The 11,703-nt window shown below is 67.9% G+C and carries 15 protein-coding genes; 8 read left to right on the forward strand and 7 right to left on the reverse strand.

The genetic code is table 11. The features are described from left to right. Positions 1-19: 19 nt before the first annotated feature. The 3 genes from ACM0PY_RS04765 to ACM0PY_RS04775 form a co-directional block, all read right to left on the reverse strand. Positions 20-1,207 carry a mechanosensitive ion channel family protein gene (locus ACM0PY_RS04765; RefSeq protein WP_219633375.1) on the reverse strand — a complete coding sequence of 396 codons (1,188 nt, stop codon included), beginning with the start codon at positions 1,205-1,207 and terminating at the stop codon, positions 20-22. 596 nt (positions 1,208-1,803) lie between these two features. Further along, complete coding sequence (locus ACM0PY_RS04770) at positions 1,804-2,397, reverse strand: mechanosensitive ion channel family protein (RefSeq protein WP_005418176.1); 594 nt, start codon at positions 2,395-2,397, stop codon at positions 1,804-1,806. 35 nt (positions 2,398-2,432) lie between these two features. After that, positions 2,433-2,612 carry a hypothetical protein gene (locus ACM0PY_RS04775; protein ID WP_061480628.1) on the reverse strand — a complete coding sequence of 60 codons (180 nt, stop codon included), beginning with the start codon at positions 2,610-2,612 and terminating at the stop codon, positions 2,433-2,435. Positions 2,613-2,738: 126 nt separating this feature from the next. Between ACM0PY_RS04775 and ACM0PY_RS04780 the strand changes: the two genes are divergently transcribed. From ACM0PY_RS04780 to ACM0PY_RS04790, 3 genes are read left to right on the forward strand one after another with little or no spacing between them, the layout of a single operon-like run. Then, positions 2,739-3,317, forward strand: coding sequence for an RNA polymerase sigma factor (locus ACM0PY_RS04780; RefSeq protein ID WP_180870201.1), 579 nt, complete (start codon positions 2,739-2,741; stop codon positions 3,315-3,317). Continuing rightward, complete coding sequence (locus tag ACM0PY_RS04785) at positions 3,314-3,847, forward strand: hypothetical protein (RefSeq protein WP_134955655.1); 534 nt, start codon at positions 3,314-3,316, stop codon at positions 3,845-3,847. The genes ACM0PY_RS04780 and ACM0PY_RS04785 overlap by 4 nt, the downstream gene beginning before the upstream one ends. An 11-nt stretch (positions 3,848-3,858) precedes the next feature. Continuing rightward, positions 3,859-4,740, forward strand: a complete 882-nt coding sequence (locus ACM0PY_RS04790) for a DUF4097 family beta strand repeat-containing protein (protein ID WP_134970962.1) — start codon at positions 3,859-3,861, stop codon at positions 4,738-4,740. Between the two features lie 49 nt (positions 4,741-4,789). Here the strand turns inward: ACM0PY_RS04790 and ACM0PY_RS04795 are convergent, their stop codons facing one another. The 3 genes from ACM0PY_RS04795 to ACM0PY_RS04805 all read right to left on the reverse strand — a co-directional run bounded on the left by ACM0PY_RS04795 (position 4,790) and on the right by ACM0PY_RS04805 (position 6,868). Then, complete coding sequence (locus ACM0PY_RS04795; protein WP_005410566.1) at positions 4,790-4,972, reverse strand: hypothetical protein; 183 nt, start codon at positions 4,970-4,972, stop codon at positions 4,790-4,792. 11 nt (positions 4,973-4,983) lie between these two features. Then, positions 4,984-5,277: a YkgJ family cysteine cluster protein gene (locus ACM0PY_RS04800; protein WP_072169117.1), complete on the reverse strand. Its 294-nt coding sequence runs from the start codon at positions 5,275-5,277 to the stop codon at positions 4,984-4,986. A 229-nt stretch (positions 5,278-5,506) separates the two neighbouring features. After that, on the reverse strand, positions 5,507-6,868 hold the full coding sequence (locus ACM0PY_RS04805) for an Hsp70 family protein (protein ID WP_180884548.1): 1,362 nt from the start codon (positions 6,866-6,868) through the stop codon (positions 5,507-5,509). Between the two features lie 179 nt (positions 6,869-7,047). Here ACM0PY_RS04805 and ACM0PY_RS04810 point away from each other — a divergent pair, with 179 nt between their 5' ends. Continuing rightward, entirely contained in the window at positions 7,048-7,383 is a 336-nt protein-coding gene (locus ACM0PY_RS04810) for a zinc ribbon domain-containing protein YjdM (RefSeq protein ID WP_010482882.1), read from the forward strand. A gap of 7 nt (positions 7,384-7,390) precedes the next feature. Here the strand turns inward: ACM0PY_RS04810 and ACM0PY_RS04815 are convergent, their stop codons facing one another. Then, positions 7,391-8,542 (reverse strand): transglutaminase domain-containing protein, encoded by a 1,152-nt coding sequence (locus ACM0PY_RS04815; protein WP_180884550.1) that lies wholly within the window; start codon positions 8,540-8,542, stop codon positions 7,391-7,393. Positions 8,543-8,771: 229 nt separating this feature from the next. On the opposite strand from ACM0PY_RS04815, the gene ACM0PY_RS04820 reads away from it, so the two are divergent. The 4 genes from ACM0PY_RS04820 (at position 8,772) to ACM0PY_RS04835 (ending at position 11,636) form a co-directional block, all read left to right on the forward strand. After that, positions 8,772-9,374, forward strand: coding sequence for an HD domain-containing protein (locus ACM0PY_RS04820; protein ID WP_180884552.1), 603 nt, complete (start codon positions 8,772-8,774; stop codon positions 9,372-9,374). 49 nt (positions 9,375-9,423) lie between these two features. Further along, positions 9,424-9,597 (forward strand): oxidoreductase-like domain-containing protein, encoded by a 174-nt coding sequence (locus tag ACM0PY_RS04825; protein WP_061480629.1) that lies wholly within the window; start codon positions 9,424-9,426, stop codon positions 9,595-9,597. Further along, positions 9,594-10,211: a DUF998 domain-containing protein gene (locus tag ACM0PY_RS04830; protein WP_134970966.1), complete on the forward strand. Its 618-nt coding sequence runs from the start codon at positions 9,594-9,596 to the stop codon at positions 10,209-10,211. Before ACM0PY_RS04825 ends, ACM0PY_RS04830 begins: the two co-directional genes overlap by 4 nt. Positions 10,212-10,289: 78 nt before the next feature. Next, positions 10,290-11,636 carry a virulence factor family protein gene (locus ACM0PY_RS04835; RefSeq protein ID WP_275942803.1) on the forward strand — a complete coding sequence of 449 codons (1,347 nt, stop codon included), beginning with the start codon at positions 10,290-10,292 and terminating at the stop codon, positions 11,634-11,636. The last annotated feature ends 67 nt before the right edge of the window (positions 11,637-11,703 follow it).

An 11,703-nucleotide genomic window follows, 5' to 3' on the forward strand; every position in this document is an offset into this window, starting at 1 on the left:
TGCCGGCCGCTGGCCGGCGTTACCGTTCGGGTTCCGGCTCCATCGGCACGATTGCCGCCTCACCGTCTTCAGCCCCCGGCGAACGCACATCTGCAGTACGTGCGCGTGGACCACGCGGCATGTCCAGCTCGTCAGCATGCTGCAGCCGCGCACGCAGCTGCGGCAGCGACTGCGGATGCTCACGTGCGAGGAAATCGAGCATGCGCTCGCGTACCAGGCAACGCAGGTCGAACGAATCGCCCGAGCTGCGCGCACTCACCAGCAGGCGCACCTGGATCGCACGCTCGCTGGTTTCGGTCACCTGGGTCACGCAGACCCGGCCATCCCACAATGCCTCACCCCGGCAGATGCGCTCCAGCTCAGCGCGGATCGCCGCGATCGGGGCACGATAGTCCAGCCACAGAAACGCCGTACCGAGCAGATCGGCGCTGCGCCGGGTCCAGTTCTGGAAGGGGTTCTCGATGAACCAGGTCAGCGGCACCACCATCCTCCGCTCGTCCCAGATGCGTACCACCACGTAGCTGCTGCCGATCTCCTCGATGCGTCCCCACTCGCCCTCGACGATCACTACGTCGTCCAGTCGGATCGGCTGGGTCACTGCAATCTGCAGGCCAGCGATCAGGTTGCCGAACACAGGCTTTGCGGCGATACCGGCCACCAGGCCGATGAGGCCCGCCGAGGCCAGCAGCGCGGTGCCGATCTTCTGCACCATGGGGAAGGTCAGCAGCACCAGCGAAGTGCCCAGCACGATGATGCCGCCCATCAGCACGCGGCTGAGCACCCGCGTCTGGGTCTGGATGCGGCGCGCTTCCAGATTATCGGAGACATCGATGGGATGGCTGCGCAGGATGGCCCGCTCACCCGCTGCCACTGCGCGTACCAGCAACCAGATGAAGCAGGCGGTCAGTGCGATGTGCAGCACCCGTTGCAGGTTGCCCAGAAGGGGATCCTGCAGCGGCGTGGCCTGCAACGCAGGAATCAACAGCAGCAGCGGCCATGCGGTGGCCATTGGCAGCCCGAGCACACGCCCGATGCGCGCGCGCCGCCGATCACGCCCTTTCAGCCGATGGTAGATCCACAGGATCAGCCACGCGCCGATACCGCCCACCACCACGGCCAATCCCAACGGCCATGCGTAGGCCTGTGCGCTCTGCCAGTGCACCCTTGTCACCTCCAGTCGAACCGCCAAGCGGACAGCCTCGCGCATGGCGCATGAGCGTCACGTCAGTCGTTCGTAAGCAGGGTGTTGATCGGCAGGGCTTGCAGCCCTGCACCTGCTGCAAGCTGGAGCAACAGCAACAGCAACAGCCGCAGCAGAAGCGGGTTTCCTGTGGGATGGCGGGGTGGGTCCGGTTGCGGGGGACGCCGTGGATCCATCCATGGAGGCTCGGTCGCCGCATCCATGCGGCTCACGCCCCCGCAACCGGACCCACCCCGCCTTCGACAGATTCCCGCGATCTGCCAGCAAAGTCTGGGGTCAGATCCGTTCTCCAGAGGAGAACCGATCTGACCCCATCTTCTGATTTCGAAATCTGACAGACATTCATCCACGCATGGCGTGGACCCACCGTGTCGACCAAGGTCGACACCTACCAACAGCCGCCGGAATCTGTCAGAGGCGGGGCGGTGTGGGTGGGCAGGACCGTTGGCGCCATGGATGGCGCCATCGAGCCCCCATGGATGGGTTTACGGCGTGTCCTGACCACCCACACCGCCCCGCCATCCCACGGAATGCCGCTCTTGATCTTGCTTCGGCTTCGGCCTCTGCAGGTGCAGGGCGCAGCCCTGCCGAAAACCCCACCCTCAGCCGTCGCCCTGGATGCCGCCGGGCGCCTGCGCCGGGTCACGCCAGCGGCGCACCGTGCGCTGGAAGAACAGGTTGTTCGGCAACTGCAGCACCGTGCCTTCGTGGCCGTCGCCGGTTTCCTGCAGTGTGGTGTAGATCAGGTTCACGTCGATCACCCGGCCTTTCAGGCCCGGCTTCTCGCCGTTCTCCAGCACTTCGATGTAGTCATGCAGGCGGAACGGGCGAGTGGTGAAGATCAGCAACGTGCAGAAGATGTTGGAGAGCACGCTCCAGGCCGCGAAGAAGGCCACCGCGCCCACGGCCGCGAAGCCGGTGAACGCGGTCCACAGCACTGAAGGCTTCGCGCCGAGCAGGCTGAGGATATACAGCAGGGCGCTGAAATAGACCACGAAACTGGTGATCCGGCGCGCGCCCATCACCATTTCAGGTGGCAGCGTGTAGTGCTCGGCAAAGCGCCGGATCAGGCGACGGGCGAGTACCCGCAGCAGCCAGGCGACCAGCAGCACCAGCACGATCTGCAGGGCCACGCCCGCGTAGTTCAGCCATGGGTGGCTCCAGGCCGGCAGGTGATCCTTCAGCGACAACATCATGGGGGCGAAAACAGGTGGCGGGAACGGCCTCGATGTTACCCGGCGCGTGCCGGGGTTTCGACCATCGGTGACCACGCCAGGCAGACCAGCTCCTGGCGATCCTGCTGCAGGCAGGCGCGGCCGTTGTCGGGGCACAACCGCAAGGACAGGCCCGATGCCTGCAGCACGACGCAAGCGACGATTACCAGCAGGGCGGCGCAGGATGGGCTGGACATGGCGGAACTCCCTGGAGGTGTTTTCTCGAATGACCTTGCATGGATGCAGCCATCGTCGAAAAGGTTGCATGGCCTTGATCGGCGATCGGCTCTAAACCTTTTTCCGGGTCGCCGCATCCAAGCGATATGCTCGACACCACCATGCCAGCGCCGCCTGCCGCCCACGCCCCTGTCGACGAACCCGCCTTGGTGCGGGCGGCCGCCGCCGGTGACACTGCGGCCTACGAACTGCTGTACCGGCGCCATGCGCCGCGCGTGTTCGCCGTACTGTGGCGCCTGTGCGGGGGCCAGCAGGCGCGTGCCGAAGATGCCCTGCAGGAAGCGTTCCTGCAGGCATGGAAGGCGCTGCCGGGGTTCCGGTTCGAAAGCAGCCTGTCGACCTGGTTGCACCGGTTGGGCGTCAACGCCGCACTGATGGAACTGCGCGGGCGCGCCGCCGGGCAGGACCACGACAGTCTGGAGGAGGTCGACGGCGGCCTGCAGGAGCTATCGGTGCACGACCGTTGTGCCGGTACCGAGCGCGACCTGGAGCGCGCACTCGCGACGCTGCCTCCGAGGGCGCGCGCGGTACTGGTACTGCACGACATCGAAGGCTGGAAACACCAGGAAATCGCCGAGCAGCTGCAGATGGCCGTCGGCAGTTCAAAGGCACAGCTGCATCGTGCGCGCGGCCTGCTGCGCGCACGGCTGGGAGACATGACATGAGTACACACGAACACGATTCCGATCACGATCTGCTGGCCCGGCTGCGCGCGCTGCCGAACGAGCGCGATGTACCGGCCGATGGCTGGGCACGCCTGTCCGCGCGGCTGCCGCCGCGGGAACCAGAGGCAGCACCTGCGCCAACGGGCAACGTGGTGGCCCTGGCAACGCGTTCGCGGCGCCGCTGGTGGTTGCCGGCCGGCGCTGCCCTGGCTGCCAGCCTGGCGATCTACGCCGTGGCCCCTTGGCGGCATGCGCAGCCGGATATACCGGTGCCGTCCACGCTGCAGTTGCAGGCTGCGGCGATGACCGAGCAGTACCGGCAGGCGGTGGCCTCGCTGCCCGCAGGCCGGGCACCGGAATGGCAGCCGGCGCTGCACGAACTGGATGAAAGCGCGGCACAGATCCAGGCCGCGCTGGCGCAGGACCCACGTGCGCCTCACCTGCTTGGCCAGCTCAAGCGCACCTATGCGCTGCGGCTGGAACTGACCCGGCAGGCGGCCTATGCCGCCGAGTCCGGCCTGACGACCTGAGGAGACCCCCGATGACACGAACCCTGATGACCTGCTGCGCCGCGCTGTTGCTGCTGCCCGCGGTGGCCCTGGCTGACACCCGGATCGACGAACGCCACAACCTGGCCGCCGGCGGCCGCATCGAACTGAGCAACGTGGCCGGCAAGGTGACCGTGCGTGGCTGGGACCGCAACGACGTGCAGCTCACCGGTACGCTCAGTGATGGCCTGCAGCTGCGCCAGGAAAAGAGTGCCAACCGCGTCCGCTGGGAGATCGAGTATCCGCGTCGCAGCAACAACGGCGGCGCAACGCTGGTGCTGAACGTGCCGCGCTCGGTGGAGCTGCTGCTGAGCACGGTCAGTGCCAGCCAGGACATCAGTGGCATCGACGTGCGCCGCCTGCAGGCCGACACCGTCAGCGGCAGCCTCAGCGCCTCCGGTCGCAGCGGTGACAGCAAGCTCAATACGGTCAGTGGCGGTGTCAGCGCGCGCCTGCAGACGCCGAAGCTGGACGTAAATACGGTCAGTGGCCGGATCGTGGCCGGGAGCGGCGTGTCCGGCGACATCGGTGCACAGACGGTATCCGGCCGGGTCGAGGTCGATGCCGGGCTGGTGCAGCGGCTGGCGGTGGAAACCGTATCGGGCAGCATTGACCTGTCGGCGGCCGGGCTGGCGCCGGGAGGCCGTATCAATGTCGAATCGGTGAGTGCGTCGGTCAACCTGCGCCTGCCGCGCGCCGTCTCGGCGCAGCTGTCGGTGAACAGCTTCAGCGGGTCGATCAACAGCGATGCTGGCCAGGTGGAGCGGCCGCGCTACGGCCCCGGCAGCCATCTTGATACGCGGCTGGGCAGCGGCGACGGTGATATCCGCATCCAGTCGCATTCGGGCAGTGTTCGGGTAAGCCTGGATCGCTGAGCGCGATCCGGCAGGCCGCGGCGGCAGCGCCGCCGCGGTCGCTACTGGGTCAGCTGGCTTTCTTCAGCGCCCAGGTGGTGCCGAGGACTTCGATCTTGCCACCGGCCTTGCGGAACGCTGCCAGGTCCGAAGCGATCGAATCGCTGCTGACCACGGTGCTGGCGGCCGCGCCCTTGCGTTCGCTGCGGATGCTGTTGCTGGCCTTCGCGGGGGTCTTTGCCTTGCGGGGCATGGTTGCTCCTGTCAGGTGGAAGGGGAGGAAAGCGCCCAGGCATCAGCCTGGCGCAGGTAGTCCTGCCGCTCGCGGCGGCAGTCACTGCCGCCCATCGAGAACTGGCGGCAGATCGCCGGGCGCTGCGAATAGATCGTGCAGCGCAGGTGATAGGGATCGATCGCCGCACACCAGCCTTCCTCGTTGCGCGCCATCACGGCACGGCCGTGGGTGTCGCGTGACAGGAACTGGCCGGGCACGTGGTCGCCGGACTGCAGCAACACGGGCAGCCGGCAACAGACCGCGTCACAACGGCGGCAGTCGATGGGTGCATGTGCTGCGTCAGGTTGTAAGGCCTCAGGGGCCTGGCGGGTGCCCAAAGCGGGTCTCGATGGCGGCTCCGGTGGTACGCGGACCATGAACGAGCCAGGAAGGCATGGCCGCTAGGCCCGTAGGGCGGGCCAGGCTGCACCGTGGACACACACCGGCGTGGCCGGTGGAAGGTGCAGCAGGGTTCTAGCCGACCAAGAGTAACTTGGATCGCGTAACGTTTTGTTAATCCTGGCTGGCTGCCGCCAGCGCAAGGCCCTGGACCACGCCCAGCGAGGGCTCGCCGTGGACCATGCGGGCGCCCGGGAAGGCCTCCGCAACGGCCTGGCGCAGATACCCGGCGCGGGACATGCCGCCGGTCAGGAACACCGCGTCCGGGTCGCCGCCGATGTCGCTGCGGACCTGGGCCAGCAGCTCCCGCAGCTGCTCCAGATAACCATGGGCGGCTGCGGCCAGGCCGTCGGCGCTGCTGTCGGCATGCAGGTCGCGGGCGATGTAGTCCAGCGTGCTGCGATGTTCGCTGGCGGCACTGAGGGCGATCTTGGTGCGCTCGACGTCGCGGTACAGGCGGGCGGTATTGCCGGTGTCCTGCAGGGCCTGCAGGCGCGCGCGCCACGGATCGTCGACGTGATCGTATTTGTGCTGGCGGAAGTCACGCTGGCGCGTCATGTCCTGCACGGTGGCCGCTTCCACGTAGTGATGGGCGGGCACGCGGGTGATGCCGCGGCCGAACAGCGGCATGTAGCTGGACAGGCTCAGCGCCAGGTCGATATCGGTGCCGCCGCGGGCGATGCCCCAGGCGCGGTGGATGCGCGGGGCGTCGTCGCCGCCGACTTCGGCGTGGGCGATATCGGTGGTACCGCCGCCGATGTCGACGATCACGGCCTGGTGCCGTTCGCGGCTTTCGGCGTGATAGTGCATGGCCGCCGCGGCCGGTTCCTCGAGGAAATCGATCTGGTCGAAACCGGCCTGGCTGGCGGCTTCGCGCAGGATGTCCAGCGCCTGGTCATTGCCGGCCGCACCGATCGAGCTGCGGAACTGCACCGGACGCCCGAGCAGGGCCGCTCGCAGCGGCTGGCCGAGCTGGGCGCTGGCGGTCAGGCGGATGTGCTCGAGGATGTGCGCGGCGATGCCGGTGATGGTCTGCTTGGCGCGTGGGTGCAGGTTGTAGCCGAGCATCGATTTCGGGCTCTGCACCAGGTTGCCTTCGTGTTCCTCGAAATAGGCTTCCAGCGCTTCGTCACCGTAGACCGCATTCTGCAGCAGGTCGCTGGCACTGCGTTCCTTGCCGGCACGGGCTTCCATCCATTCCCGGCGCAGCGCGCGCAGGGCTTCGCGGCGCAGCGCCTGCGGCGTGCGTTCCTGGCCGGCGGCGCGCGCCGCACGCGCAGCGCTGTCGATCATCTGCTGCAGCTGGTGCTCCTGGCCGTCATCGAGCTGGAAGTCATCCGGGTCGGGAACCACGCCGGGGAAGTACACGCTGGTCCGGAACTGCTCGGCGTCGCCGAAGCGGATCGGCAGCAGCTTCCCTTCATGCACGATGGCGGCGGCGGAGTTGCTGGTACCGAAGTCGATGCCGAGGCGCATGGGGAGTTCCGGGGGCGATCAGGGGCCGCGCACTCTGCTGCAGTTCGCCGCCGACTGCAAGGTCCCGCGGTTTCCTGTTCCGGGCCGGGTCAACGAGGTCGCGGCGTACTGCCCGGAAAAGGCCAGGGGAGCCGGGCGGTTACAATGGTGGCTGTTGATTCACTTTGAGGTACTTGCTGATGTCTTCTGCCCCCGCCTGCCCGCAGTGCACCCTGGAAAACACCTACGCCGATGGCGCGCTGTGGATCTGCGCCGACTGCGGCTTCGAATGGACCGCCGAGGAAAGTGCCGGTTCGACCCTGGTCGTGCGTGACAGCAACGGCAATACCCTGCAGGCCGGTGACACCGTCACCGTGATCAAGGACCTGAAGGTGAAGGGCTCCTCGATCCCGCTCAAGCAGGGCACCGTGATCCGCAACATCCGCCTGGTCGAGGACGATGCCGAGCACATCGAAGGCAATTCGGACAAGATCAAGGGCCTGGTCCTGAAGACCTGCTTCCTCAAGAAGGCCTGACCGGCCTTCAGCGCCTGGCCTGCTGCCGTGCGCGCCAGCGGGCCAGGCTGTCCAGCTTGGCCTGGTAGCGCGCCTGCTGCGGCGCCCCGCCCAGTTCCTGTGCACGCAGCAGCTCACGATCGGCGTGCTTGAGCTGGCCCGCCAGGAAATAGACCCGCGCCAGCCCGAAGTGGAACTGGTGCGCGGTGTCGTACAGGCGCACGGCCTTCCGGTAATAGCGGATCGCCTGCTGCAGTTGCCCGGCGCGTTCGGCCTCGGCTCCGAGCAGGTACTGCGCGAACGGGTCTTCGCGCTGCACCGATTGCAACCGCTGCTCCAGTGCCTGGGCCTGCGCAATCATGCCGAGCTTGCGGTAGAGGGCGCTGGCGTTGGTGAGTGCAGCATCCTGGCGGCCGTCCAGTCGCAACGCCCTTTCCAGTGCCCGTCGCGCGGCGGCGGTATCGCCCGTGCGGTTTTCCAGCACGCCCAGGTTGTTCCAGGTGGCAGCGAAGCTGCCGTCCTGCGCCAGCGCGGTATCGAAGAAGGTACGTGCGCCCGCCAGGTCGCCGCTGGCCATGCGTTCGGCACCGCGATTGTTGTAGAAGTGCGCCAACGCCCGCGCCTGGCTGATCGGCAGCGGCCCTCGGCGGTCGTACAGCACATTGCGATCCAGATCGACGGTGGCGAAGCGGCCGGCGAAGCCGACCCCGGCATTGACGTGGCCTACGCTGTAGACCAGGCCCTGGGCCTGGTCCTGGTACCACGACACCACCTGGCCGACCTCCTGCACGCGCGCCTGGATGCCGGCTTCGCGTGCCAGCGCGACGAACATCAGGGTAAAGGCCAGGCAGTTGGCGCGTCGCTGCTGCCAGATCTCGCTGACGGTAAGGGTCGCGTCGGCGTCGTACTGCAGGTCCATGCCATGGCGGTCGAAGATCATCTCCACCAGCGCCTGCAGGCGCTGCTCGCGCGAATAGCTGCGACGGGTCACCTGGGTGTGCAGCATATCGAGCATGGCCGGTGGAATCGCGAACACCTGCTGCGGCGTCGGAATCGTCGGCGCGGCGGTGCTGGCAGTGAGCGCAGGGGCTTCGTTCGCGTCAGGGTTCAGGGCGATCGCGGAGGGTGCCGCCAATGCGGCCAGTGCGAGCAGAACGGATCGGGCGGCAGGACGGTACATGACGGCTCCCGGCAGCGGCGGGCGCTCCCGCCTGAGGCGAGTGTAGACCTGTGCGCGCACCCCTGCAGTGACCGCTGGTCGGTCCGCGCGTTCATCCACAGCCGGTGTGGACCAGCGCTCGACAAAGCTGTGGACAACCGCGTTGGGGTCCCGTGCGAAGGGCGTTGTGAGGGTGTGGTGAAAAAATGGCCAGCTTGCCCGCCACCGGCGCAGGCGGGATGATCCGGTCATGGACTTCTCCCCGCTGACGCTCGCTCCGGCGCAGTGGCAGGCGCTGCAGGACAGCTATGCGACGCCACCACGTGCCTACCATCACTTCGGCCACGTGCGTGCGGTGCTGCAGCACTGCCAGGAGGTTGCCGACGGTCCAGGCTGGCAGCAGCCGGCCGAGGTCTACCTGGCCGCGCTCTACCACGATGCGATCTATGTGGCGGGGCGAAAGGACAACGAGGCGCGTTCGGCGCAGCTGGCCCTGCAGGCGATCGCGCAGGCACCGGAACTTGCCACGGTCGACGCGGCCCGGGTCGAGCAGCTGATCCTGCTGACTGCCCGCCATGGCGAGCTCGGCCCGGACGATGTCGATGCCGAGGCCGCGTTGTTCCTGGACTGCGACATGGCGATCCTGGCCGCGCCGGAACCGGTGTTCAGCGCCTATGACCGCGGCGTGGCCGAAGAGTACAAGGGCGTGGTGCCGGGCTTCCTGTATCGCGCCGGCCGCCGCCGTTTCCTGCAGGGCCTGCTGCGTGCACCGCGCATCTTCCTCAGCGAATTCTTCCACCAGCGACTCGATGCGGCCGCGCGCGACAACCTGCGCCGGCAGCTGGGCCACTGAACCAGCCCGGTACACTGGGGCCTGTTTCCACCGATTGCCGCTTCCAACCGTGTCTGTCCCTGATCCCGATCCCCGCCCGTTGCCGCCGGAAGAGCCCGGTCCGAACGAATGCTGCGGCAGCGGTTGCCCGCTGTGCGTGCTGGACCTGTATGCCGACGAGCTGCAGCGCTATCGCAAGGCGTTGGCCGAATGGCTGGCGCGGCACCCGGAGGCGTCCGCATGAGCCGCGCGCGCCCAGCGGCACTGCTGGCGCTGGCGGCGCTGCTGCTGTTCGTGGCCACCGCGCTGTGGACCCAGTTCGCACGCACCGATCTGGACTGGGTGCGGGCCACGCTCAGCCTCTACCTGCACGGGCCGTGGGGGCTGGCATTGCGCGCGGCCTACTGCCTGCTGGCATTGGCGATCGCCCTGCTCGGCATCAGCCTCTACCGGGGCAGCATCGGCCCGCGGCGCAGCGCGGCGGCGCCGCTGCTGTTCACTGTCTCGGCACTGGGCCTGGCCACGGTCGCCATCGGTGACAGCTGGCTGCCGGAAGCGACGCCGCTGCTGGCACCGTTCATCCATGGGCTGGCGGCCAACACCGCGTTCCTGTGTGCCAGCGTCGGCATGCTGCTGCAGGCCTGGTACCTGCGCCGCGAACCGGGTTGGCAGTCCGCCGCGGGCCTGCTCTGGGGCTGGGCCTGGCTGGCGTTCGTACTGTTGTGGCTGAATGTGTTGTGGCGCGCCGGTCCGCCGCGCGGGCTGGGCCAGAAGGTCGTGATCGTGGTGATCGTAGGCTGGCTGCTGTACCTGGCGTTGGCACTGTACCGGCGCAGTCGGCGTACCACGGCCGACTGAATCGCCAACGGCCTGCACCGGTACGTGCCGTGCACGCGGTGGCGGCGTATCGTGTGCGCATTCCATCGGGGATGCGATATGAAGCGTGCAGGGCTGGGCAGGGCAATGGGTGTGGTACTGGCGCTGGCCGCGCTGCCGGCGACGGCGGCGGGGACCCCGCAGCAGTTCAGCCATGGGCGGTTCGAGCAGATTCCGGTGCACATGCCGGCCGGCACGCCGCAGCGGGTGGTGATCTGGTTCCACGAGCCCACCCCGGGTGGTGACACCAGCCGCCTGCCGATCGAAGCCCTGCGTGCCGACGGCGCCATGGTTGCCGCTGTGGACATCGCGCACCTGCGCGGCGTGCTCAAGCGCGAGGGTGATCCGACCTGCTCGTTCGGCGCCGGTGACGTCGAGAACTTCTCGCGCTGGCTGCAGGCGTCCCTGCATCTGCCCGGCTACCACCTGCCGCTGGTCGGCGGTGACGGCGAGGGTGCCGAGATGGCCTATTCGCTCGCGGCGCAGGCCGACACCCAGGTGTTTGCCGGCCTGCTGACCACCGGCTTCTGCCCGGACCACAAGCATGAGCGCATGGTCTGCGGCGATGGTGTGAAGCACAACACGCTGCAGCCCGCCGAACTGAATTTTCCGTGGTTGAGTGCCGCTGGCGATCACGGCTGCAAGGTGGGCGAGGCCAGCCGGTTTGTTCAGCAGGTCACCATGGCGCGCGAATTCAAGCGAACCGCGCGCGGTGATGCCTCACCCGGTCTGGTGGCCGCAGCGCGGGTGATCGGCGCGCAGGCCGGGGTCAGTCTGGCACCGCCGCCGGCCGCGCTGAAAGGCCTGCCGGTGGTGGAAGTACCGGCGAGTGGCAACGGTGACACGCTGGCCGTGTTCGTGTCCGGCGATGGCGGCTGGGCCGGCCTGGACAAGGACGTGGCGTCGTCGCTCAACGAGCACGGCGTGGCCGTGGTCGGCATCGACTCGTTGCGCTACTTCTGGAGCGAGCGCACGCCGAAGGGCTTCGCCGCTGACCTGCAGAAGATCATCGACCACTACCGCCAGCAGTGGCACCGCGACAAGGTGATGCTGATTGGCTTCTCGCAGGGCGCCGACGTGCTGCCGGCCACCATCAACCAGCTCGACGCCGGCACCCGTGACGCACTGGATCGTATCGTGCTGCTGTCGGTAGGCAGGAAGGCCGACTTTGAATTCCACGTCAGCAACTGGCTGGGCGGTGGCGGCGATGGCCTGCCGATCGCACCGGAGGTGGCCAGGCTGCCGGCGGAAAAAACCCTGTGCGTATACGGCGACAAGGACGAGGACGCACTGTGCCCGGACCTGCCGGCCAATGACGGCGTGAAGCGGGTGAAGCTGCCGGGCGACCACCATTTCGGCGGTGACTATGATCGGCTGGCCGAGGTGATCCTCAAGGGCGGGGCGTAGCGCCGGGCCACGCTGGCCAGCGTGCTGGAAAATGCCGACCTTGGTCGGCGCTGGCGTGTCGACCAAG

The organism is Stenotrophomonas sp. BR163 (assembly GCF_047520985.2).
Taxonomy (GTDB): domain Bacteria; phylum Pseudomonadota; class Gammaproteobacteria; order Xanthomonadales; family Xanthomonadaceae; genus Stenotrophomonas; species Stenotrophomonas sepilia.

Excerpts from the sequence above, each read along its gene's own strand:
- ACM0PY_RS04765 (WP_219633375.1), bottom strand. The coding sequence starts at position 1,207 with ATGCGCGAGGCTGTCCGCTTGGCGGTTCGACTGGAGGTGACAAGGGTG.
- ACM0PY_RS04770 (WP_005418176.1), bottom strand. The coding sequence starts at position 2,397 with ATGATGTTGTCGCTGAAGGATCACCTGCCGGCCTGGAGCCACCCATGG.
- ACM0PY_RS04775 (WP_061480628.1), bottom strand. The coding sequence starts at position 2,612 with ATGTCCAGCCCATCCTGCGCCGCCCTGCTGGTAATCGTCGCTTGCGTC.
- ACM0PY_RS04780 (WP_180870201.1), top strand. The coding sequence starts at position 2,739 with ATGCTCGACACCACCATGCCAGCGCCGCCTGCCGCCCACGCCCCTGTC.
- ACM0PY_RS04785 (WP_134955655.1), top strand. The coding sequence starts at position 3,314 with ATGAGTACACACGAACACGATTCCGATCACGATCTGCTGGCCCGGCTG.
- ACM0PY_RS04790 (WP_134970962.1), top strand. The coding sequence starts at position 3,859 with ATGACACGAACCCTGATGACCTGCTGCGCCGCGCTGTTGCTGCTGCCC.
- ACM0PY_RS04795 (WP_005410566.1), bottom strand. The coding sequence starts at position 4,972 with ATGCCCCGCAAGGCAAAGACCCCCGCGAAGGCCAGCAACAGCATCCGC.
- ACM0PY_RS04805 (WP_180884548.1), bottom strand. The coding sequence starts at position 6,868 with ATGCGCCTCGGCATCGACTTCGGTACCAGCAACTCCGCCGCCGCCATC.
- ACM0PY_RS04810 (WP_010482882.1), top strand. The coding sequence starts at position 7,048 with ATGTCTTCTGCCCCCGCCTGCCCGCAGTGCACCCTGGAAAACACCTAC.
- ACM0PY_RS04815 (WP_180884550.1), bottom strand. The coding sequence starts at position 8,542 with ATGTACCGTCCTGCCGCCCGATCCGTTCTGCTCGCACTGGCCGCATTG.
- ACM0PY_RS04820 (WP_180884552.1), top strand. The coding sequence starts at position 8,772 with ATGGACTTCTCCCCGCTGACGCTCGCTCCGGCGCAGTGGCAGGCGCTG.
- ACM0PY_RS04830 (WP_134970966.1), top strand. The coding sequence starts at position 9,594 with ATGAGCCGCGCGCGCCCAGCGGCACTGCTGGCGCTGGCGGCGCTGCTG.
- ACM0PY_RS04835 (WP_275942803.1), top strand. The coding sequence starts at position 10,290 with ATGAAGCGTGCAGGGCTGGGCAGGGCAATGGGTGTGGTACTGGCGCTG.